This is a genomic window from Mesorhizobium sp. UC74_2 (assembly GCF_042701485.1).
Classification (GTDB): domain Bacteria; phylum Pseudomonadota; class Alphaproteobacteria; order Rhizobiales; family Rhizobiaceae; genus Mesorhizobium.
The window spans coordinates 1,458,655-1,481,892 of sequence record NZ_CP170562.1 but is presented as its reverse complement, the minus strand read 5'-3'; the positions used below and the strand labels follow the sequence as shown (position 1 = coordinate 1,481,892).

The following is a 23,238-nucleotide window of genomic DNA, read 5'->3' as shown; positions in this document are numbered from 1 at the left end:
CCCACAGACGCCCCGATCGGATCTCGTGAATGGATTTTCGTTCTTTCATGCAACCGCTGCTGCTGATGGGACTGGCTGTGTCTCTGGCCATGCCCGCACATCGTGGCGTCGCCAGCGAGGTCGAGGCGGTGCGGATCGATGTCGGTGGCTACAAGCTGAACAGCGTCCTGCTTCAGCCCGGCGCGCGGGCGGACCTGCCGCCGATCGTGTTCATCCATGGCGCCAGCAGCAGCCTGTATGATCAGCTGCTGTGCTTCCGCGACAGGCTGGAGGGAAGAGCCGCCCTGCTGTTCGTGGACCGCCCGGGCCATGGCGCATCTGACACAGGCGGCGCACGGAACATCCTCCCCTATGGCCAGGCCGATGCGATCTCGGTGCTGATGGAAAGGCGCGGCATCGACAGGGCCGTCATCGTCGGGCATTCGTTCGGCGGGGCGATTGCCGCCGCTTTCGCCGTTCGCCACCCTGAAAAGGTGGTCGGCCTCGTTTTCCTTTCACCAGCCGTCTATCCTTGGTCGACCGGCATCGACTGGTATTACGACATCGCCCGGACCCCGGTCATCGGTCATGTCTTCAGCGCACTGGTGGTCCCGCCGCTCGGTTTCGCGGCGATCGAAGGTGCAGCGGACGCCGTGTTCGCGCCCAACCGCCGTCCCGATGACTATGTCAGGAAAACCCATGCATTGCAGGCGATCAGCCCGGGCCGTTTCCGACACAACGCGCAGGAGATCGCCGCGCTCAGCGACTGGGCCAAGGTCGCCAGCCGCGACTATCCCGACATCAAGGCGCCGACAGTCATCATAACGGGCGATGCCGACAAGATCGTCTCGCCCGAAATCCACTCGCGTCACCTCGCCCGCGACATACGCGGCTCGCAACTGATCGTCGTCCACAATCTGGGCCACAAGCCGGACTACGTCGCCGGCGATCTCGTCGTCGCCGCCATCGAACGGGTCGCCGGCCGCAAGCAGGATCTGGAAGCGATCGCGCGCTCGGTGGAGAAAAGAATAGCCGATGACGGCAAGGACTGAACGTCCACGACTTCAGGTAAATCAATCGATGCTGTTCATTCGGCCGACGTCTTAGACACAGCAAATCTTTCCGTTCTCTTCTCACGGAAAACGAGACTTTCAAAAATCAAGCTGTCTTCCTGGGGGAAATTTGCAGCTATCTCAGCAGCTGGCATGCCAGACCGAATGCAGCAGATAATCTCTATGGCCCTGACGGAACGTCTCGCAATCGCTTCATTCCAAAAATCGGCACTGGACGGATTGGGAAATCTGGGCACGTACGACCCCGCTCCAGATCGAACTCTCTTCGAAAAATCCTCGAACCGTTCGTCGGAGGTCCGAGCAGCCCACCTTATGGCTTCCAACCTTACGCCAAGGTGCAGATCACACAGACAGCTGGCCAACCCAGAAGCAATCGCTTCATCGTAGTCATCGGAATACGTCACGTACTCGACGAAGGCGCGCCGGCAGGCTGATAGCGGATCATCCGCGAGCTTTGTAACGGCTGCTTTCAGCCCGTTCACCGGACCAACTTCGCCGAGATAATATGCTCCGGAACTTCGATCTCGGGATTGTCCGGACTCCAGGAGATCGACGAGAAACTGCAGGTCTTCCCCTTCCCGCCACCTGCCGATGAGAACCCAGGTCGCTTCGTAGCTTACGCCGTCATCACCCTCTTCGTAGTTTGCCTTTTCCATCAGGTCAGACGCGTCGAGCGTCGACAGATGATCCTTCAATTCATTTCTGGACATCGATTTTTGGGCCTGCATTTGACCCACGCTAGCGCAGATATTTTGGTCTTTGGAAACTGCGTTCCCGAACCAATAGCTTCATGACGAACCAGGGATGAGGCGTCAATCGGCATCGACGCGTCGCCGTGTCCAATTCGCCTGCCGCAATCAGCACCTCTCGAAGAGACGGATCCGTTCCCAATCGGTAACGGCTGTCTCGAATGCGCCGAGTTCCCAGCGGCCGCAATGCAGGTAGTGGTCGACGACGCCGTCGCCCAGACCGGTCCGCATCACCTGCGATGTTTCCAGATGCCGCAGCGCGTCGGCCATCGTCCTCGGAACACGTGGCGCCGCAATCGCGCCATAGGCATCGCCGACATGTTCGGCGTCCAGTTCCAGCCTGTTCTCGATGCCCGCCAGCCCGCCGGCGATCAGCGCCGCGAAGGCAAGATAGGGATTGGCGTCGGCGCCCGGAATCCGGCATTCGAAGCGCAGCGACGCGCCGTGCCCGAGCACACGGAAAGCCGTCGTGCGGTTGTCGACCGACCAGGCCAGTCGTGTCGGCGCGAACGTGCCCTCGGTGAAGCGTTTGTAGGAATTGATGTTGGGCGCATAGAAGAAGGTCGCGGCCGGCGCATGTGCGATGGCGCCGGCGAGGAAATGCCGGAACGTAGCCGACATGCCATTGGCAGCGGACGGATCATGAAAGGCCGAGGCGCCGCTGGCGATGTCGCTGAGCGAGATATGGACATGGCATGAGCTGCCGGACAGCTTCTCGTCCAGCTTCGGCATGAAGCTGACGGCCTTGCCCATCCGGTGGGCGATCTCCTTGCAGCCATTCTTGTAGAGGACGAGGCGGTCGCATGTCTCCAGCGCCCCGGCATATTGCAGGTTGATTTCCTGCTGGCCGGGACTGCATTCGGCCTTGGAGCCCTCGACCGGAATGTCCGCCTGCTCCATCAGGATGCGGATCGCGCGGATATAGGGCTCGTCCTTGCTGGTCTGGAAGATATGGCCATCCTCCGGATACCAGCTGGAGAATTTGAGATCCTGGTATTTTCCCGCCCGCGCCTCGTCGAAGGTCTGGTTGAACAGATAGAATTCGAGTTCGGCAGCCATATCCGCGGCAAGCCCGATGTCGGCCAGTCGCTGCAACTGGCGACGCAACATCTGGCGCGGCGAATGATGCAGCGTGACGCCGTCGCGGCTTGTGACATCGGCCAGGACGATCGCCGTCTTTTCCAGCCACGGAATGGCGCGCGTCGTGGACAGGTCGGGCACCAGCGCGAAATCGCCATAACCCTTCTCCCAGGAGGCGCTGTCATACCCGGGCACCAGCGTCATCTCCATGTCGGTGGCCAGGAAGTAGTCGCAGAACAGCTGCCGACCAGCACCGGTCTCCAGAAAGAACCTGCCGGTCAGGCGCTTGCCGATCAGCCTGCCCTGCATGTCGGTCATCGCGACGATCACCGTGTCGATCGCGCCGTCGCTGATCGCCAGGCCGAGCTGCTTCAGCGTCAGCCGCCCGGCGATCGGCGCGTGCGAATGCCCTTCAGGCCGAGGGCGCTCGGAAAATGACGATGGATCGAGACGCGGCACAGGATCGTAGTTCATATGCGATGCTCCAAAGCGGATGAATTGATGTGTCAGATCGCCTGCGGGCCTACTTCGGCGGCGCGGGTCCGGAAGAACGCCGCGCCTCCGCCGAACCTGGCGACCGTCATCATCACGCAGCTGACAATGGCGATCGCGATCAGCGACCAGAATGCCGGCGGCTCGAGCTGGCGAATGGAGACCAGCGCAATGGCCAGCAGCACTCCGCCGCCAAGCACCGGGATCAGGCCGAGGCTGATCAGGTTGCGCGGGCTGGACGTCACGGTGGCGCGGAACGCCCAGGTCACCGTGAAGCCGGTCACCGCGTAGAACAGCGCGAACATGATGCCGACCACGCTGACGACGGTGTCGAAGGCGCCGGCTACCGACGACAGGAAGACGTAGAGCCAGGTCACCACGATCATCGAAATGCCGAAGATGATCGTTGCCTTGGCCGGCGTGCGGTATTTCGGGCTGATCTCGCCGAGAACCTGGGGCAGCAACCTGTCGCGGGCCATGGCGAAGGAAATACGGGCAGCGCCGACCAGGAAGGCCTGGGTGGTGCCGAGGATCGACAGCACGATGGCGAGCGCCATCGCCTTGTCCCACGGCGAGCCGACAAGTTGGTGGGCGATGAAGATCAGCGCCGAATCCCGGTGGGCGCTGATGTCGGCAAGCGAAGCCGCCCCTTGCAGCGTCACCACCAGCACCGTGTAATAGACACCGAGGATCGCCACCGACCACAGGGCCGCCTTGCCGGGATTGACCTCCGGCCTTTCGGTCTCTTCGTTGAGGTAGATCGACGTGTCCCAGCCGGTGAAGAGATAGACGGCGACGATCATGCCGGCGATCAGGCTGCCGGCGCCGCCGACCCCTTTCGGTGACAGCCATTCCCATGTCGGCGTGACCGTGCCAGCGCGTTTCATGATGAAGACGACGTAGACGCCGACGGCGCAGAAGCTGATCAGGATCAGATGCTCGACCAGCGAGATGAATGTCTGGAAGCGCGCCGTCATGTGAATGCCGACGATGGCGTAGATCACCGTGATGCCGCCAAGCAGCGTCGCCGAAATCACTTCACCCCGGCATTGGAGACGTCGGCAAAGCCGAGCAGCGTCAGGATCGCCGGGCCGATCGGCAGGATGTCGCTGACCGTGCCGAGCAGGTATCCGGCCAGCATCAGGCAACCGACAAGATAGCCGAGATAAGGACTGACGGCGCGGCCGACCCAGACATAGGCGCCGCCGGCGTTCTGCTGCCACATGTTGAGCCGGTGATAGGACCAGGCGATGGCCAGCATGGCCGTGGTGGTGGCGATGATGGAGAGGCCGCCCGCATAGGCGGTGGCCGGAATGAGCAAGCCGAGCGACACCGCGGTTGCCTGCCCCGGCGCCGAGGAGGCGATGGAGATAAGGACACTCTCCCAGATGCGGATCGCGCCGGATTGAAGGCCTGGCGATGCACTTTCCGTATGGTCTGTCATCGAAGACTCCCTGGATGGATCGAGGCGTGCCAGCCCTCGGCGGACGGGCGCTCTGGATGGTGAAGGTGAAGCCGGCCCTCAGACGTCGACGACCATGCGTGGCAACGGGCGCGTGAGCACCCGTGTCCGGAACAGCAGATAGAGGCAGCCGACTGCCAGCCAGCCGAGACCGAGTTCGACAGCCAATCCGTCGAGGCTGAAGAACAGCCAGCCGCAGAACACGGCTCCAGCCAGGCCAAGGAGCATGGCGAGGAGGTTGCGGGGTTCGTCGCCCGAGCGCATCACGCTGGCCACGACGCAGAGATTGACGGCGAAGAACGCGGTGAAGGCGCCGAAGTTGATGAACGAGGTCGATGTCGCGATATCGAACCTGGCGGCGCCCAGCATGACCACGCCAACCACCGCGATGTTGACCACCGGCGTCTTGAAGGACGGATGGATGTAACCGAAACCGATGGGCGGCAGGATCGCGTCGCGCCCCATCACATACAGCAGCCGCGAGGCGCTGGCGTGGGCGCACAGGCCGGCGGCGAAGAAGGCGATGGTGACAACGACGGTGAACACGGTCTTGAACGTCTCGCCGCCGATCTGCCCGACGATCTCATACGCCGCGGTATCGATGCTCGCATAGTCGAGCGAGGGATGCACCAGCATCATGAGGTAGGCGGCGGCCAGGAAGATCGCCCCGCCGAGCAACGTGGCCAGCATGATGGCGCGCGGGATGTTGCGTCGCGGATCGACGGTTTCTTCCGAAAGCGTGGAGATCGCGTCGAAACCAAGGAAGGAATAGCAGGCCACCGCCGCACCCGCCATCACCAGGGGCAAGGTGGTAGCCTCGTTGAAGAACGGGCGTGTCGAGACGAGCGTGCCGATCTGCGGCGTGCCGAGAGCGAAGCGGATGCAGAGATAGATCAGGGCCAGAACCATCAGCAGTTGCACGGCCATGATCGCCAGGTTGATGCGGTCGGTCAGCCTGATGCCCAGCGTGTTGACGAGGGTCGACAGCGCCGCGACCGCAACGACCCAGATCCAGAACGGCACGCCAGGTGCCAGGGTCGAGAGGCCGGTGGCCGTCAGCAGGCAGATCACCATCGGGATGAAGAAATAGTCGAGCAGCAGCACCCATCCGACGGCAAAGCCCGCCATCGGACCGAACATGCCGGACGCATAGGTATACGCCGATCCAGCCTTTGGATTGCGTGCCGCCATGTAACCGTAGCTGGCGGCCGTGAGCAGCATGGCGGCGGTGGCGATCACATAAGCCAGTGCGACGGCGCCGCCGGTCTTGACCGCGATCGCCCCCAATGTGGCGATCACCACCATGGGTGACATGTAGGAAAGGCCGAACATCGCGGCCGATGTCGCGCTGAGGCGCCGCTCCAGCGTCGGTTTTGTGTCTGTCATTGGCTTGTTCCCATTGTTTTCAGCCGTTTTCGGCCTGTTCCCGCCCGTTTGCCGGGCTTGGTCTTGGTGTTTGGGCGCGTTCCCTGCGCCTGCTGTCCTGATGTTCCAGCGACGCGCCGTCCCGTAAGGGATCGGAGCGGCGCGCCGCTGGACCACGTCCAGACCGGGCCTGGGGTCTGGACGCGAGAGGTCAGGCCGCCTCCTTGCGGGCCGAGGCGTGGACCAGATCGAGGATTTCTCCCATCGCAGCCACGAGCGACACGATCTCGGCGGCGGTCGAAATGAAGGGCGGCGCCAGCACGACGGAAGAGCCGAGCGGTCGAATGATGAAACCGCGCTCGCGCGCCGCCTTTGCAATCCGTTCGCCGATACGCAAATGGCCGGCGAAGGGGGTCTTGCTTCGCTTGTCGGCAACCATTTCGAGAGCGCCCATCAGCCCGACACCCCTCGCCTCGCCGACCATGGGATGTTCGGCAAGCTGCTCCAGACCGCTCTGGAGCACCGCGCCGACATCGCGAATGTTATCGACGACGCCTTCCTCGGTGATGATGCGGATGGCCTCCAGCGAAACGGCACAGCCGACCGGGTGCCCACCGGTGGTGAACCCGTGCGGAAATTCCTCGAGCGCCTCGGCCGCGGCTTTCGCGCGCCGGTCGATGTCCTCGGACAGCATGACGGCACCCATTGGGAAATATCCGGCCGACATGCTCTTGGAGGCCACCATGATGTCCGGCTGCATCGCCACGGTCTCGGTTCCCCAAAGATTGCCGGTGCGGCCGAATCCGCAGATGACCTCGTCTGCAACCAGCGGAATGCCGTGCCGCCGCAGGACCGGCTGGATGTGCCGGAAATAGTTCTTCGGCGGCACGATGACGCCCCCGGCCCCCATCACCGGCTCGGCAAACATGCCGGCAATGGTTTCCGGATCTTCCGCCTGGATCGTGGCTTCGAGGTTGGCCGCGAGCCGCGCGCAGAACTCGTCGTCGCTCTCGCCGGGCGCGGCATAGCGGTAGGCGTGCGGGCAATCGAGCACCACGATTTCGGGCAGCGGCAAGCCGAACGCCCTGTTGTAGTCCTTGGCCGTCAGCGACGCGGCCATCACTGTCGCACCGTGATAGGCATTCTTGCGGGTCAGGAACTTGCGGCGTCGCGGCTGCGCCTCGAACGCCCACATCATCCACAACAGCTTGACCACCGATTCATTGGCTTCCGAGCCTGAATTGGTGAAGAACGCCCGGCTCATCGGCACCGGCGCCAGCGCCAGCATCCGTTCGGCAAGCGCGATCGACGGCTTGGAGTTGCGGCCGAAGAAGGTGTGATAGCCCGGCAATTCGGCATACTGGCGGGACGCAACGTCGGCCAGGCGCCGCTCGGAAAAACCCAGCGTCATGTTCCACAGGCCCGAATTGCCCTCGAAGTAGCGGCGGCCGCCGGTATCGACGATGTAGGCGCCCTCCCCCCTCTCCACCACCACAGGCCCGTCCTCGCTCAACGAAGGCAGGTCACTGAATGTGTGAAAGAAGCTTTCGCTCTCGCGCCGCTCCCACGACTGGCTTGCTGCGGTCATCTTTTCGTCTCCTCCGAAATCCGATGATTGACCAAACCAGCCAAAATGTGCTTTGTCAATAAATAATGCAATTTTGAAATCCGGCCATTGTGACATCCGGGATATGCATATCGGGCCGATAGCACCCACAAAACGGGCAAAATCCTGCATCCACACCGCACAAGGCTCGAGTCTAAAATGAGCTTTTACGTCGTATAAGGCACTTAAGATGGCGCGATACACCCTCGGAGACGATGACCTGCCGCATGCCGCCGAATTCATGGAAAGTCCGATCGGCTATCACAGCCCGGGTCTTCAGCGTGTTCTCAACCTGATGCGCGGCGGCGCGCTCGACGGCAAATATGTGCTGGTCACGATCGAGCCCTGTCGCCGCTGGGCGCTGGCGCGACTGCCGGGACGCCGCGGCGTTCCTGTCAGCGTCGTCTCCGGCGTCGAATACACCAGTCAGCTCGACGCCGAGCGCGACGTGTTTCGCCGCCGCTGGCACGAGCTGACCGGAAAAGAACTTCCCTTCTGAGGAGCCCTTCATGCTCAAGATCACCGCCTATGCCGACAGGATCAGCTGCTTTCCCGGCGAAACGGTCGACATCAAGGTCAGCGCGACCGGCCTGCCTGCATACGACGCAGAGCTGAGGCGGATCATCCAGGGCGACATCAATCCCGACGGGCCGGGCTACCGCGACGAGCTGATCGCGGTCGATCTCCGCGGGCCGTTTGCGGCACGCGAGCAGACAATCCGCACCGGCTCCCATGGCCTGGTCGAGAAGACGGCCAGGCTCTGCCCGTCCGGCTCCTTCACCCTTGCAGCGCTGATATGGCCGACTTTGCCGGGGCGAGGCAGGCAGGCGATCGTTTCGACCGGCACGGCGCAGAATGGTTGCTGCCTCTTCCTCGACGACGATGCCATGGCCTCGGTGACGCTGACGGGAGACGGCCGCGCGACCACCGCCGCTTCCGGCACGCCTTGCCGGGAACGTGCCTGGTATGTCGTCGTCGCGAGCTACGACATGCAGAGCGGGCGGCTGTCCGTCAGCCAGACGCCGGTGAAGAGCTTCCCGAATATCGACGACCTCGGCTCGTCCAGCGTGCCCGCCCGCGATCATGCCGCGCCGCCGCAGGCTCCCTTTCGCTTCGGCGCGACCGACACGGAAGAAGGTTTTCCCGGCTGTTTTTTCAATGGCAAGATCGAGAATCCACGCATCTATGATGGGGTGCATCCGCACGAAACCATCGTAAAGGCGATACTCGGCAGGACGGCGACGCCGACGCCGGCGGCAGACTGGGATTTCGCCGCCGGCATGCGCGGCGATCGTTTCTCCGATCGCGGCCCGCACCGGCTGCACGGCCGTTTCCTCAACCTGCCGCACCGGGCCGTTTCGGGCTGCGGATGGGGCAGCGGCCTGCACCGCTGGACAGAGGACCCCGCCAGCTATGCCGCGGTCCACTTCCACGACGATGATCTCTACGACGCCAGCTGGCAGACCGATTTCACGGTGACCTTGCCGGCCGACCTCAAGAGCGGTGTCTATGCCGTACGGCTGTTCTCGCACGAGGATGCGCAGGCCGAATATTTCGTCGTGCTTGCCGTTCGGGCAAGGCACAGCAGGAACGATGTCGTCTTCGTCCTGCCAACCGCCAGCTACATGGCCTATGCGAACCATCGTCTCGGCATCGATGTCTCGGAGACCGAGATCGGCGCCGGACAATTGCTGCAGCTCGACCGGCATCATCTGCACCTGCAGGAACATCCCGAATACGGCCTGTCGATGTATGAGGTGCACAATGACGGTTCGGGCGTCTTCTATTCATCGAGGCTGCGCCCCATCCTCGACTTCCAGCCCAGGGTGCAGGGTTTCATCGGCGGCTCCGGCTCGAACATCTGGCAATTCAACGCGGACACACACATTCTCGGCTTCCTCGAGGATCGCGGCATCGCCTATGACGTGCTGACCGACGAGGATCTCGATCGTGAGGGCGTCGCGGCTTTCGACGGCTATCGCGCCGTGCTCACCGGCAGCCATCCCGAATATACAAGCACCCGCATGCTGGACGCCTATCAGGGGTTCCTGGCCAAGGGTGGGCGCGTCGCCTATCTCGGCGGCAATGGTTTCTACTGGCGCATCGCCTACAGCGAGACGTTGCCGGGCGTGATCGAGTGCCGGCGTGCGGAGTCCGGCATTCGCGGCTGGGAGCCGGGCACTGGCAACTACTGGCATCAGTTCACCGACGAACTTGGCGGCCTGTGGCGCCGCATCGGCCGCGCACCGCAGCAGGTGTTCGGCGTCGGCATGACGGCGCAGGGGTTCGATCTGTCGTCGCCCTATCTGCGCAATCCGTCGAGCCACGATCCACGCGCCGCCTTCATCTTTGACGGCATCCAGGGCGATATCCTCGGCGATTTCGGCCTGAATGGTGGCGGCGCCGCCGGCAACGAGATCGACCGTGCCGATTTCAGCCTCGGCACGCCGCCGCACGCGCTGGTGCTGGCATCATCGCGGCTGCACACCGACGTCTACCTGATGACGCCCGAGGACCTGCTCGATCCGACCCCGACATGGTCGGGAACCCAGTGCGACCTCATCCGCGCCGACATGGTGTTTTTCGAGACGCAGGATGGCGGTGCCGTTTTCTCCACCGGCTCGATCGCCTGGGCCGGTGCCCTGGCCTGGAACGGCTACGACAATCACATCGCCGCCATCACCGAGAATGTCATCCGCCGCTTTGCCGACGAGACGCCGTTCGGCTGAGCGTCCCCTTCAACCGTCTTCGCCGCCGATGCGAACGCGGCCGGAGCGCACGGATTCGAGGTCTTCCTCGAGATGGACGAAGGTCTCCTCGCGCGAGGTCTGCAGATGCATGCGCATCAGCGCTGCAGCGACCTGATATTCGGCGGCCCGCAACGCCGCCATGATTCCACGATGCTCGACCATCGACTGACGGATGCGTTCGGCCCGGCCGAAACCGAGATATTCGTTGACCCGGCGGATGTTGTTCTGCCGCGCGATCGCCGCGACAAGGCTGGCGGAGCCGGTGCCCTGGGCAACCATCAGGTGAAACTTGGCATCGAGTTCGAACAGGCGCCGGCTGTCCATGGTCTCCATGGCCTCGATGGCCCGCACATGTTCGGCGTCGAGCGCCTGGAGTGCGGCTTCGTCGACCTGATAGCGGTCGGACAAGATTGCGGCCGGCTCGATGATCTGGCGCAGACGATAACCGTCTTCCAGCGCGGCCGCCCCGACATCGGCAAAAATCCAGCCGCGCCCGGGAGAAGGTTCGGCCAGTTGGTCCCGCATCAGGCGACGCAAGGTGGACGTCAGGGCACCCTGCGTCGCGCCATAGCGCCCGAGAAGCGCGCGCTCGCTGATCACACCATCCAGCAGGCCCAGCGCCATGTCGCGCATCACCTTTTCATCGAGCGACAGCGCACCGGCCTGCTCGGCATCGCGCTGGACCGCCTCGACCAGCCTGAAGCCGCGGTTCGGCTCGTAGCTGACGATGCCTTCGCGCTGCAACTGCATCAATGCCTGGCGTACGGGCGTGCGCGAGACGCCCAGCGCCGAGGCGATCTCTGCCTCGTTGATGCGCTCGCCAACCTGGATGCCGGTGAAAAACTCAGCCTGAAGCTGGTTGCGGATGCGTTCCTGAAGCGGAGAGACTGCGGTCATCCATCGACGCTAGCATTGTGTTTTGCGCACGTATAGTACGCATGGCGCGACTATCGCCGCGCAAATCGAAAGGCCTCGCTCCGATGGTTTTCATTTGTTGCGCCTGATGCGGACGAGAACTGGATAAATTTTCCTGCGAAGGAAGGCGCTTCGTTATCAGAAAGACGATCATTCGCCCGCAAACTGATACACAAACGGAAATATTTTGGTGCAGATCGTTTCGACAGCTTACTTAAGGCATCGTGATAAATTCAAAATTTAATTCACACGATCAATAATCGATGCTCCAACATAGCCTATATCTGTTTACCAACACAAAAAAATTCCAAACACCCAGTACCCCTTTCCGCCAAAGCACGTATGTTCGCCGCGCTTCGACGCTCAAGGTGCACATCGACGGGGAAGCAGCCCGCCTGGTGGCATATCGCCTACAAAAGTGCCAGGCGGGCACCAAATCTCCAGGGTCAGCCGTGCCGCTGGACGCCCCTGCCCAGCAGGACGGTCAGATACACCCCACCCAGCAGCGAGGCGAACAGGCCGACGGGGAGCTGGTAGGGGAAGAAGAGCATCCGCGACAGCCAGTCCGACAGCATCATCAACAGCGCGCCGAGGACGACCGCACCGGCCAGTTGCGGGCGAGGTCGATCCAGGCCGATCATGCGGGCCAGGTGCGGCGCGATCAGGCCGACGAAGCTGAGCGGACCGACGAACTGGGCAGCGACGGCACTGGCGAAGGCAGCGAGCAGGATCAGCGTGTTGCGCGCCAGGCGGACCGAGAGCCCGAGAGCAAGCGCGGTATTGGGCCCGAAAGGCAGGATCGCCAGCCAGCGGGCAGCGAGCAGCAGCGGGGTTGTGATCAGGACAAGACCGAAGACGGCGATCGACGCCTCCACCCCGGTCGCCTGGATGGTGGAGCCGGTCAACCATCCGAGCAGCCTGTAGGACTGCGCGTTGCCGAGCGCGATGACGGCGGCAAGCACGGCGCTGCACAGCGCATTCATGGCGATGCCGGCGAACAGGAGCCGTTCGGGGCCGAGATTGCCGCGCGCAGCGATGACCAGGATCACGGCGAGCGCCAGGAGTGCCCCGGCAGTCGAGCCGGCCAGTTGCCAGCCGAGACCCGCGCCTGCCGTGAACAGCAGGACAGCCGCCAGCCCGGCACCGGCGCCGGCGCCGATGCCCAGCACCTCAGGGCTCGCCAGCGGGTTGGAGGTCACGCGCTGGATGACGACGCCGGCGGCGGCGAGCATGCCGCCGCAGGCCGCTGCGACGACGACGCGCGGCAGGCGCCACGCCACCAGATCGGCCAGCAGGTCACCGCCGGCGAGTGACCATCCGTGCGGCCCCTGGCCGAGCAGCAGCGCAACGGCCAGCGCGATGATGCCAGCCATGCCGAGCATGGCGACGCGGAACCAGGGGCGGACAGCACGGCGGGCCGTGTGCGCGGGCCGATCGAGCGCAGGCCATTCGAAAAGGCGCAGGCGTGGCAACAACCAGAGCAGCAGCGGCCCGCCCAGCAAGGCGGTCGCGGCACCTGTCGGCACCCTTTCGCCACCGGCCCCGGCAGCGAGTTGCACCAGGCCGTCCGTCAGCCAAAGCAGCACGGCGCCGATCAGCGGAGCGGCGATCAGCTTCTGCTTCAGCGAACGGGCGCCGGACAGGGTGGCCAGCACCGGTGCGGCGAGACCGACGAAGCCGATGATGCCGACTTCCGCCACGACGGTTGTCGCCAGCCAGACCGCCAGCGCGATCAGCAGGAAGCGGCTGGCATTGAGCGACAGACCAAGGCCGCGTGCCGCGACATCATCGAGGCCGAGAATGGCAAGTGGCCGCATGAGCAGAACGGCCGCGGCAAGGCCGACGGCAAGCCGCCAGCCGATGGCGATGGCGGGATCCCAGCCCTGCTGGACGAGCGAGCCGCCGCCCCAGATGAACAGCGAAAACAGATAGTCGCCATTGGCCAGGATCAGCGCGGCACCGGCGGCATTGGCTGTCAGTGCCACCATCATGCCGGCCAGCACGACCGAGACAGGTTCAAGCCCGCGCCGCCAGGTCAGGGCAAGGATCATTGCTACGGCGAGCGTACCACCGGCAAAGGCCACCCCGGCGGATGAATGCTCGATCAGGGCGGGCGTGTAGAGCGTTGCCAGCGCCAGGGCCAGCTGCGCGCCGGCCGAAATGCCCAGCGTCGAGGGTTCGGCCAGCGGATTGCGCAGTATGCGCTGCAGCAGCAGGCCTGAAAGCCCGAGCGCCGCGCCGGCAAGCAAAGCGACCGCAGCCCGTGGCAGCAGGCTGTAGAACAGAATGACGCGATCGAGATCCACAGCCTGCCCCGAGTGCAGCCCGGACCACTGCGCCGCGACCTTCCGGCCGAAGAGCGCGCAGGCGAAAAGCCCGAGCCCGCCCCACAGCAGGATCGGTATTGGCACGCGGCTAGCCATGATCCGGCCCCCGTGCCGTGGCATCGGCCAGCAGACGCGCGAAGCGCCGCGCCGATGGCAGGCCGCCAAAATGGTTGACCGGATCGAGCACCGCGACACGCCCTTCGCGGACAGCTGGCAGGGCGTTCCACAGCGCATTGTCGGGCAGACCGCGGCTGACCTCCGCCGGCAGAGGCGCAAGGACGATGATCGAGGCTTCCGGGACGCGGGCAAGCGCCTCGATGCCGACCGGCGCCGCCGCGCTGTAACTGGTGTCATCCTTCCAGGCGTTGCCGATGCCCAGCCGCGCCAGTACGTCGCCCGGCATGGAGTCCGCACCGAAGGCGCGGAAATGGCGGGCATCACCGAGGCTGATCAGAAAGGCGGGACGTGACGCGAAAGACCGCAGGGCCAGGCGCCGCCTCTCCAGTTCCGTGGTCGTCTCGGCGACATAGCGCTCGGCCTGGGGCCTGAGCCCGACGCGTTCGCCGAGTGCCAGTGTCGATAACTGCGCCAGCGGGTAAGGCGGCTTGCCGGCTTCATAGATCGGCAACGCCAGCACCGGAGCGATGCGCTCCAGCGAGGGGCGCTGATATTCATAGAAGCCGGATATCAGGATCAGGTCGGGGGCGATTGCGCGCAGCAGCTCGTAGTTCGGTGAACCCCTCAGGCCGAGATCGACGACGCCTGCCGGCACCGCCGGTTCCACGGCGATGCGGGCAAACTGCTTCAGCTCCGTCGCGGCGGCCGGCACGGCACCGATCGCCAGCGCCGTTTCAAGCAGCCCCCAGTCGATGACGGCGATGCGCGGCTGTGCCGCGGATGCCGGTTGCGGCAGCAGGGCCGAGGTGGCCAGGGCCAGGAAAGCTCGCCTGTCGAGACAGGGCAAAGCTGACACGCCTGCCGATTGGCCATCGCGTCTAGAGGACATAGCTGATCGGCGCACCGGTTTGCGGATGCCTGGTTATGCCCATCGCCAAACCATAGATGCTGTCCAGCATCGCGGGCTCCAGGATCAGCTCGGGCGTGCCGCGTGCGACGATCCGGCCTTCGCACAGTGCGATCAGCTCGTCGCAGAACGATGCCGCCATGTTGATGTCGTGCAACACTGCAACCACGGCGAGACCCTGCCTGCGGCTGAGTTCGCGCACCAGCGCCAGGATCTCGACCTGATGCGCGAGGTCGAGCGCCGAGGTCGGCTCGTCGAGCAGCAGGCAGCGTGTGTCCTGCGCCAGCATCATCGCAAGCCAGGCGCGCTGCCTCTCTCCCCCCGACAGGCTGTCGACCATGCGTCCGGCAAGGGCGGTGAGCGACGTCTGCGCCAGGGCGCGGGTGACCTTGTCCTCGTCATCGGCGCCGAAACGACCGAGTGCGCCATGCCACGGAAACCGGCCGAGGCTGGCCAGTTCACGCACATTCATGCCTTCTGCCGGCGGCGTGAACTGCGGCATGTAGGCGACGCAGCGGGCGAAATCGCGGGTGCCGTAGGTTTCGAGCGGCCTGCCTGAAAGCCGGATCGAGCCGGCGGCCGGATCCTGCTGGCGCGCCAAAAGTTTCAGCAGCGTGCTCTTGCCCGACCCGTTCGGTCCGACCAGGCCGTAGAAACGCCCGGGTTGAAGCGTCATGCTGAGCGGGGACAGGATGGTGCGTCCGCCGGCAGCAAAGGAGACGCCCTCGACATCGTAGAGATGCAGGTCGGCATTGTTTGCTGCATCCATGACGTCATTCCCCATAACGGCGGCAGTCGCCTCCGGCGACTACCAGCTTGTATGCGCCTTCAGCTTGAAGGCGCGGCCCTCGCCGTAGCTGCAGACCAGGGCGCCCTGGCAGCTCGACACGTAGGCCTTGTCGAACACATTGGTCACATTGAGGTCTATACCCCAATTGTCCTTCTCATAGCCGAGCTTCAGATCGACCAGGGTCGCGGCCGGAACCTTCAGCGTGTTCTGGTTGTCGGCCCAGGACGAGCCGACATAACGCAGGCCGCCGCCGACGGAAATGCCGTCATACCAGCCGCCGCGGAAAGTGTAGTCGGCCTTGGCCGAGGCCATCACCTCCGGCACGATGAAAGGCCGCTTGCCGATGATGGTCGCATCCTCGTCCTTGGTGACCTCGATATTGTAAGCGGTCAGCGCCGCGGTGACCTTGAGATCCTCGGTGACATTGACCTTGCCTTCCAGTTCGACGCCACGCGAGCGCACTTCGCCGGTCTGGACATAGGTGAAGGGCGTCAGGTTGGACTGCACGTTGCGCCGGGTCAGGTCGAACACCGACAGCGTGAACAGGCCGTCGACGAAGGTCGGCGCGTATTTGATGCCGGCTTCGTACTGGATGCCGTCTTCCGGCTCGAACAGCTTGCCCGAGGCATTGGTACCGATGAGCGGATTGAAGAAGGTAGCCACGCTGGCATAGGGCGTCAGCCCGTTGTCGAATTCATAGGCGAGACCGGCGCGCCCCGAGAAAGAGCCGTCGCTGCGTTTCTGGGTAGCGTCCAGCGTCGGCGCATAGAAGTTCGGCCGGTCGTGCACGCTCAGCCAGCCGCGGTCGTAGCGGCCGTTCAGGGTGGCGATCCAGCCGCCACCGAAGCGCAGCTGATCCTGCACATAGAGGCCCAGCTGCTGCTGGCTTAGATCCTGGTTGAGATAGCTGACCCTTGGCGTCAGCCCGACGCCGTAGACCGGATTGAAGGCGTCGATGGGCGGCGTCGTGCCGAACAGCGCCGACGATTGCACCTGGTCGATGTTGTAGAATTTGTAGTCGATGCCCGCCAGCAGCCGATGTTCGATACCGCCGGTATCGAACTTGCCCTCGACCTGGTTGTCGAGCAGGAATGAAGTGACATCCGAGTCATGACCGAAATTGATGCGGTCGAGCGTGGTCGGCCCCGCCCATCCATTCGGATAGATGCTGACCTCCTTGACGTTTGCCGCGTTGAAGCGGGCGTTGGAGCGGATCGTCCAGTCGCTGTCGAAGGTATGCTCGAACTCGTAGCCCAGCGCGCCCTGCCGGCGCTGGTAGGTATCGACATCCGGCTCGGTGTAGTTGGCGTCGCGCGGGATGCGGCCATAATTGATCCCGCCGACGATGCGGTCGACGACGGTACCCTGATAGGGCAGGAAGGAGCCGCCATTGTGGGTCTCGTCGATATGGCTGTAGTTGGCCAGGATGGTCAGGCTGGTCTGCTCGTCCGGCTTCCATGTCAGGCTCGGCGAGATGAAGCCGCGCCAGCCGTCCTGGAGATCGGAATAGGTATTGCCGCCGGCAATCTTGCCGAGCACCCGGTAGCTCAGCACACTGTTGGCTGAAATGCCGCCGAGATCGACACCGAGATAGGCGTTGCCGGCATCGTTGATGCCTGTCTCGACATAACGCCGTGTCTCGAAATCGGGACGCTTGCTGACATAGTTGATGACGCCGCCTGGATTCGAGCCGCCGTAGAGCACGGAGGCCGGCCCCTTCAGAACCTCAATGCGCTCGAGGCTGAACGGATCGACATAGAACCCGCCGAAGGCATGGCTGAACAGCTGCAGCCCATCCATGTAGGTTCCGGTCGCCGTGGCCTGGAAGCCGCGGATGAACATCCAGTTGGTGTCGCTGTCCGGCCCGAAGGGCTGCGCGAACACGCCTGCGGTGTAACGCAGCGCCTCGTCGGCCTTCTGCGCGCCCTGCTCGTCGATCTCCTCCCGGCCGATGACGGACACCGACTGCGGGATTTCCTTGATATCGGTGGCAGTCTTTGATCCGGTCGTGGTGGCCTTGGCGACGACGCCCTTGACCTTGCCGACGGCAGCCGAACGGCCCCCTGTCTGTTCGCCGCCCTCGCCCTGGAGCACGATCTTTTCCAGCTGGGTGGATTGCTGGGCAAGAACCGGCCCCGAACGAGGCGACAACCGCCAAACCCGAAGCGCCGAGCAATGTAAGTTGAATACGTGCCATGCAGACCCCCACGCCACCTCGCCTTTCGCACTGGAAAGGGCTTTCAATTCGGTTGAGCTATTAAGTTGAGTTAATAACTCATCTTATCTTGCGGTGGCTTGGACCTTCTTGCGGTGAATTGTCGATTCCTGACTGAAAAACAGGCGGCCTGAACAGCGGTCACTGGTGCGCGGCATTGCGGCGCCATTCGGCCGGCGTCAGACCCACCACCGCCTTGAATACGCGCGTGAAATGGGCCTGGTCGGAAAAACCCGCCGCCAGCGCCACCTCGCTCAAGGTCAGCGATTCGCGACGCAGTTTTTCCTGAACCTTGCGGATACGCGCCTTCATCTGCCAGCGATGCGGCGGCAGCCCGGTCGAGGCCTTGAAAGCGTGACTCAGATGCGTTTCCGACAGTTGCACCAGATCGGCCAGCTCGCTGAGCCGGATCGACCTGAAGCAGTTGTTTTCGATGAACTCGGTGACCAGCCGCAGCTGGCTGCGCGACAGGCCGGACCTGCGCTGCCCCTCCTCGCCCCGGATGTCGAAAAGCAGTGCCAGCAGCGCATTGATCAGGCCGGCACCGAACAGGCCGTGCATCGCGACCGGGTTGGTGCATTCGTCGGCGATGGCCCGGGCCAGCGGCCCCATCCGCGGATCACTGAACTGGAAACGCGGCGTCGACAGGCGCGCCTGGTCGACGGTCCGGCCGAAACGCCGCGTCACGGCGGCTTCCGAAAAATGCAGATCGAGATGCTTGATCCGCCTCAGCCGCTCGCCACGGCCACTCATCGGCATGCCGGCCGGCACGTAGCTCATGGTTTCGGCGGCGTCATGACGACCGGCCGTTCCCGCGCCCGGATGATCGAACACGAAGACGCCTCCGGGGTTCAGATCAAGCATGACGAACAGGCGCGGATCGGGAGAGACATAGTCGCCCTGTGCGTCCTGCGCGCACTGGGCGCGCCAGACATCGGCCACCACGTCGTCCCAGGCGCGCCATTTCAGATTGTCGACCACGGCAAAACCGTGGACCATGGCGTGCATTTTCGGGCGGAAGTTCAAACCTGCCCCCATCCTTCGGCATCAGGGATGAGATTGTCGAAGATTCATGAGTACATTACTCATATTTTAACAGCAAGCGTTGATTGAATTTGCGCGACGCCCGTCTGGCTGCCCTTTCCCGGCAATAGCGGGTGCGGGCTGGACAAGGGCCGCACAAAACGACGACAGTCCTTTTCGTGTTCAAAGGACGCATCACCGAACCACAAGCAGCAGCCAACCACGAGAACCGGGAACTGACGATGCGACTGGCCGGCCAGGCCTCTTTCGAATACGTGCTCACAAGCGCCGACGAAACCTTCCTCTGGCGCAAGGATGACTATCCCTGGGTGCGGAATGTCTGGAACTTCCATCCCGAGATCGAGATCCATCTGATCACCAACGCGTCGGGCCTGCTGCTGGTCGGTGATCACATCGGCGAATTCGGCCCAGGCGAACTGACCGTCGTCGGCAGCAATCTTCCACACGACTGGGTCACGCAGGTGCAGCCGGGCGAGCTCATCGAAGGCCGGGATATCGTCATCCAGTTCCACCCGGACAAGCTGCGCGACGCAGCCACCCTGCTGCCGGAACTGGGAAACTGCGCGGAATTCCTGAAAAGAGCGGAGCGCGGTCTCAGCTTCCATTCCGGCACCCGTGAGCGCGCCACCAGGATGATCCATGACATGGAACCATTGTCGGGCATCGCCAAGCTTTCCGCATTCCTCGGCCTGCTCGACGTGCTGCAACGGTCGCACGAATACCATGTCCTGTCGTCGCAGACGTTCTCGCCCGACCTCGAATACGGTTCGGCCGACACGCTGCAGCGGGTGTTCTCCCACATCCTGGCCAATATCGGCCACGAAATCCGCCTGCCCGACATGGCCGCGCTGGCCGGAATGAGCGAGAGCTCCTTTTCCCGCTTCTTCAAGAGAAACAGCGGCCACACCTTCACCGATCACATCAACAAGCTGCGCATCTGGAAAGCCACCCAGCTGCTGGCGCAGTCGGACATGCCCGTCACCGAGATCTGCTTCGAGGTCGGTTACCTGAACATCTCGAACTTCAATCGGACGTTCTTGCGCCAGCACCACATGACGCCTTCCCAGTACCGCAAGATGGCTTCGCATCGCCTTTCGAAGCGCGACGTGTAACCAGGCGCAAACGGACTTTTGATCCATTGTGCAACGCAAAAACGTCGCAAACGCACGGCCATCTTGCATGAAAGTACAGGAATCATGCAGCAGGAGCGCTAGAGCCCCGGCCAGCAACTGCTAGCATGCATATCGGCGTCACACCCGAATTCGGGGGACGCCAAGTGGAGATGCCATCGAGGGCGGCATCATCCAAATACAATCTGCCTGGGAGGAAAATATGGCTTCGAGAAAGCTCGCTTCGAGCATCGCATACGCTTGTCTTTTTCTGACAGCAACTTCAACTGTGGTCGCCGCGCAGGAGAAATCCTGTGAAAAGCCCATCAAGGTACTGGCGCAGCCACGCGACGGTCTGACCCTTCTTGAGAAATACGAAGACGAATTCAAGAACCTCAGCGGCACCACGTTCCAGATCGACTATCTCAACGAGAACGACCGCCGGGCAAAGTCGCGCGCCGATGCATCCACCGTCGGCAACTACAATGTCTATTACGTCGATGAAGCCAATGTGGCGCTGTTCTCGTCATCCGGCTGGATCGTGCCCCTTACGGACTACTATCCCGCGGACTACGACTATGCCGATTTCGATCCCGGCCGGCAGAAGGTCGCGACCGTTGCCGACAAGATCTGGTTCGCTCCCCTCACCGGCGGCGGCGACCTGATGGTCTATCGCAAGGACCTGCTCGAAGCAGCCGGCGTGCAGCCTCCGAAGACACTCGACGAACTCCTGGCCGCGGTCGAGAAACTGAATGATCCCGACAAGGGTGTCTACGGCATCGCCTTGCGCGGGGCACGCGGCTCGGGCGCCAATGTCTGGCGCTGGATGCCGTATTTCAAGGCATATGGCGGCGCCTGGTTCGACGGCGACAAACCGGTGTTCGATTCCGAGGCGGCGCTGAAGGCCACCGACACCTATCTCAAACTGTTCAAATATTCGCCTCCGGGTACCCAGACCGGCAGCTGGGACGAGTCCACCGGTGCCTTCCTGGCCCGCCAGGTGGCGCTGCTGGTCGAGTCCACCCCGCTGGCTGGCATGGCTACCGATCCGAAGTACTCGCAGGTGATCGGCAAGGTCGGTTTCCTGCCGCCACCATCGCCCCTGCCCGGCGGCGGTTATGGCCACGGCCTCGCCATCGCGGCCAAGGCCAATGCGGACGAGGCTTCCAAGCGGTGCGCCGGATTGTTCATCGCCGCGGGCAACGTCCAAGGAGAACGAGAAACGCCGGCTCGACGAGCATCAGTTCGGCGAGCTCAACCGCACCAGCATCCTCTCCAGCAAGGAGTTCGCCGACATCTATGGCGCCGATCTCGGCAAGGCGATGGCTGACACAGGAAAGGTGACTGCCGTCAACTTCTGGCAGGATCGCCGCTGGCCGGATCTCGGTGATCGCTGGGGCATCCTGCTGGAGGAACTGGTCAACGGCACCCGCACCGACGTCAAGGGCAGCCTCGATGAACTCAAGGCATACGCGGACGAGCTGATCAAGAAATAGCTTGCTCGCGCTTGCGGTGCGGCCCTGGCAACCTCCCCCGCCGGAGGCCGCACCGTGACCTGATCCGATTATCCTGAGGTCGAGTGATGCTGAAGCGATCGTCGCTACCCACCGCATTCCTGGCACCCACCATGGTGATACTGCTCATCCTGGCGATGGTGCCGACCGTCTACGCCATCCTGATTTCCCTGCAGAACCGGGAGCTCAGTTCGACGACGCACAGCTTCGTCTGGTTCGCCAACTTCACGGCGCTGTTTTCAGACGCGCGGTTCCTGAATTCGCTGTGGGTCTCGTTCAAGTGGGAAGTCGTCACCGTGGTGGCCACAATGGTCGTGGCCATCGGGCTTGGCGTGCTGATGTTCGAGAACACATCGGCGCGTACCCGCAACCTGCTGTGCATCCTGTTCATCGTTCCCGTGCTGCTGCCCAGGGTATCGGCGGCGTTCGTCTGGAAATTCGCCTTCCACCCGCTGTACGGCATCGCCACCTATCCCTATCGCGCGCTGACAGGCCGGATCTTCGATCCGCTCTCGGATGCTTCGACGGCGCTGTTTGCCGTGGCTGCCGTCGATGTCTGGCAATGGGGACTGTTCTTCTCGGTCATCGTGCTCAAACTGCTCGAGACCCTGCCTCCCCAACCGCTGGAAGCGGCCCGCCTCGACTATGCGCGGCCGTGGCAGATTCAGGCCTATGTCGCGCTGCCTATGCTCAAGGCACCGCTGATCAGCCTGATGTTCGTCAAGATGATCGAGTCGCTGCGCTCATTCGACCTCATCTATGTGATGACGCGTGGCGGCCCCGGCGTGGCAACCGAAACACTGGATATGTACGCGTTTTCCCAGGGCTTCATCGAGGCCGGCAAGGTGTCCTACGCCTCATCGATGGCGGTGATCATGATGATCGTCACAAGCGTCACCTTCACGGTGCTGTGGAAGCGGGTGCAACGATGAGCCCTGCACGCCTGCTTGCACGGCTGGTGCTGGCGTTCACGGCATTCCTGGCCGTGTTTCCGCTGATATGGACCGGGCTCAACGCGCTCAAGAACAATGTCGACATCATCACCAGGGTGCCGAAACTCCTGTTCACGCCAACCCTGGACAATGTCGCCTACATTCTGGAACGCAACAGCGTGCTGGCCGGGCTGACGAACTCGATCATCGTCTGCGGGAGCGCGGTCGTCGTCGGCCTCGTGCTCGGGTTGCCGGCGGCCTATGCCGTCGCACGCTATCCCAACCGATGGTCGGCCGATATCCAGTTCTTCGTGCTGTCACTGCGCTTCCTGCCGCCGGTGGCAGTGGCGATCCCGCTCATGGTCATCTGGCTGCAGCTCGGCCTCTACGATACGCTGCTTGCGCTGACCATCACCTACTCGCTGCTTACCATCTCGGTCACGATGTGGCTGGCGATCCCGGCATTCCAGCGCATTCCGCCGGAGATCGAGGAGGCGGCCTTTGTCGATGGCTACGGGCCCTATGCGGTGTTCTTCCGCGTGTCCCTGCCGGTTGCCTCCCGCGCGCTCGTCGGCGCGATCGCCTTCAGCTTCGTGCTGGTGTGGAACGAGTTCCTGATCGCGCTGATGCTTTCCAGCGGCAACGCCAAGACCTTGCCGATCGTCGCCTCGGAACTTTCCCAGCAGGGCATGAACGTGCCCTGGGGCATCCTCAATGCGTCCGTCGTGCTGCTTTCCCTGCCCCCGCTGCTGTTCCTAGGCGTGCTCAGCGGGTTCCTGAACTCCGCGTTCCGCAAGAAATCCTGATCTGAA

At 63.3% G+C, this 23,238-nt stretch carries 18 protein-coding genes and 1 pseudogene; 7 read left to right on the top strand and 12 right to left on the bottom strand.

Features of this window, described 5'->3' with window-relative positions; all coding sequences use genetic code 11:
- Positions 1-29: 29 nt before the first annotated feature.
- On the top strand, positions 30-1,031 hold the full coding sequence (locus ACFJIU_RS06945; protein WP_379069156.1) for an alpha/beta fold hydrolase: 1,002 nt from the start codon (positions 30-32) through the stop codon (positions 1,029-1,031).
- A gap of 35 nt (positions 1,032-1,066) precedes the next feature.
- On the opposite strand, the gene ACFJIU_RS06940 is transcribed toward ACFJIU_RS06945, so the two are convergent.
- From ACFJIU_RS06940 to ACFJIU_RS06915, 6 genes are all read right to left on the bottom strand, one after another.
- Positions 1,067-1,780, bottom strand: a complete 714-nt coding sequence (locus ACFJIU_RS06940; RefSeq protein ID WP_379069153.1) for a hypothetical protein — start codon at positions 1,778-1,780, stop codon at positions 1,067-1,069.
- 129 nt (positions 1,781-1,909) lie between these two features.
- On the bottom strand, positions 1,910-3,274 hold the full coding sequence (locus ACFJIU_RS06935) for a glutamine synthetase family protein (RefSeq protein WP_379072994.1): 1,365 nt from the start codon (positions 3,272-3,274) through the stop codon (positions 1,910-1,912).
- 113 nt (positions 3,275-3,387) lie between these two features.
- Positions 3,388-4,410 (bottom strand): APC family permease, encoded by a 1,023-nt coding sequence (locus ACFJIU_RS06930; protein WP_379069150.1) that lies wholly within the window; start codon positions 4,408-4,410, stop codon positions 3,388-3,390.
- Positions 4,407-4,817 (bottom strand): hypothetical protein, encoded by a 411-nt coding sequence (locus ACFJIU_RS06925; RefSeq protein ID WP_379069147.1) that lies wholly within the window; start codon positions 4,815-4,817, stop codon positions 4,407-4,409. The genes ACFJIU_RS06930 and ACFJIU_RS06925 overlap by 4 nt, the downstream gene beginning before the upstream one ends.
- A 78-nt stretch (positions 4,818-4,895) precedes the next feature.
- Entirely contained in the window at positions 4,896-6,221 is a 1,326-nt protein-coding gene (locus ACFJIU_RS06920) for an APC family permease (RefSeq protein WP_379069144.1), read from the bottom strand.
- A 190-nt stretch (positions 6,222-6,411) separates the two neighbouring features.
- Positions 6,412-7,788, bottom strand: coding sequence for an aminotransferase (locus ACFJIU_RS06915; protein ID WP_379069142.1), 1,377 nt, complete (start codon positions 7,786-7,788; stop codon positions 6,412-6,414).
- A gap of 208 nt (positions 7,789-7,996) precedes the next feature.
- Here ACFJIU_RS06915 and ACFJIU_RS06910 point away from each other — a divergent pair, with 208 nt between their 5' ends.
- A complete protein-coding gene (locus tag ACFJIU_RS06910) occupies positions 7,997-8,305 on the top strand; it encodes a hypothetical protein (protein ID WP_379069139.1) in 309 nt (102 codons plus the stop codon).
- 10 nt (positions 8,306-8,315) lie between these two features.
- Positions 8,316-10,535, top strand: coding sequence for a N,N-dimethylformamidase beta subunit family domain-containing protein (locus ACFJIU_RS06905; RefSeq protein WP_379069136.1), 2,220 nt, complete (start codon positions 8,316-8,318; stop codon positions 10,533-10,535).
- Positions 10,536-10,544: 9 nt separating this feature from the next.
- On the opposite strand, the gene ACFJIU_RS06900 is transcribed toward ACFJIU_RS06905, so the two are convergent.
- From ACFJIU_RS06900 to ACFJIU_RS06875, 6 genes are all read right to left on the bottom strand, one after another.
- Complete coding sequence (locus ACFJIU_RS06900) at positions 10,545-11,453, bottom strand: GntR family transcriptional regulator (RefSeq protein ID WP_379069134.1); 909 nt, start codon at positions 11,451-11,453, stop codon at positions 10,545-10,547.
- A gap of 464 nt (positions 11,454-11,917) precedes the next feature.
- On the bottom strand, positions 11,918-13,894 hold the full coding sequence (gene fhuB / locus ACFJIU_RS06895; protein WP_379069131.1) for a Fe(3+)-hydroxamate ABC transporter permease FhuB: 1,977 nt from the start codon (positions 13,892-13,894) through the stop codon (positions 11,918-11,920).
- Positions 13,887-14,804: an ABC transporter substrate-binding protein gene (locus tag ACFJIU_RS06890; protein ID WP_379069128.1), complete on the bottom strand. Its 918-nt coding sequence runs from the start codon at positions 14,802-14,804 to the stop codon at positions 13,887-13,889. The genes fhuB and ACFJIU_RS06890 overlap by 8 nt, the downstream gene beginning before the upstream one ends.
- Positions 14,794-15,591: an ABC transporter ATP-binding protein gene (locus ACFJIU_RS06885; protein ID WP_379069125.1), complete on the bottom strand. Its 798-nt coding sequence runs from the start codon at positions 15,589-15,591 to the stop codon at positions 14,794-14,796. The genes ACFJIU_RS06890 and ACFJIU_RS06885 overlap by 11 nt, the downstream gene beginning before the upstream one ends.
- A gap of 39 nt (positions 15,592-15,630) precedes the next feature.
- Positions 15,631-17,706, bottom strand: a complete 2,076-nt coding sequence (locus ACFJIU_RS06880; protein WP_379069123.1) for a TonB-dependent siderophore receptor — start codon at positions 17,704-17,706, stop codon at positions 15,631-15,633.
- Between the two features lie 262 nt (positions 17,707-17,968).
- Complete coding sequence (locus ACFJIU_RS06875) at positions 17,969-18,826, bottom strand: helix-turn-helix domain-containing protein (protein WP_379069120.1); 858 nt, start codon at positions 18,824-18,826, stop codon at positions 17,969-17,971.
- Between the two features lie 203 nt (positions 18,827-19,029).
- Here ACFJIU_RS06875 and ACFJIU_RS06870 point away from each other — a divergent pair, with 203 nt between their 5' ends.
- The 4 genes and pseudogenes from ACFJIU_RS06870 (at position 19,030) to ACFJIU_RS06855 (ending at position 23,232) form a co-directional block, all read left to right on the top strand.
- Complete coding sequence (locus ACFJIU_RS06870; RefSeq protein WP_379069117.1) at positions 19,030-19,983, top strand: helix-turn-helix domain-containing protein; 954 nt, start codon at positions 19,030-19,032, stop codon at positions 19,981-19,983.
- Between the two features lie 220 nt (positions 19,984-20,203).
- A pseudogene (locus tag ACFJIU_RS06865) lies at positions 20,204-21,476 on the top strand (ABC transporter substrate-binding protein).
- A gap of 86 nt (positions 21,477-21,562) precedes the next feature.
- The gene (locus ACFJIU_RS06860) at positions 21,563-22,426 is read left to right on the top strand and encodes a carbohydrate ABC transporter permease (RefSeq protein WP_379069114.1); all 864 of its coding nucleotides are present in this window, start codon (positions 21,563-21,565) and stop codon (positions 22,424-22,426) included.
- Positions 22,423-23,232 carry a carbohydrate ABC transporter permease gene (locus ACFJIU_RS06855; protein ID WP_379069111.1) on the top strand — a complete coding sequence of 270 codons (810 nt, stop codon included), beginning with the start codon at positions 22,423-22,425 and terminating at the stop codon, positions 23,230-23,232. Before ACFJIU_RS06860 ends, ACFJIU_RS06855 begins: the two co-directional genes overlap by 4 nt.
- The last annotated feature ends 6 nt before the right edge of the window (positions 23,233-23,238 follow it).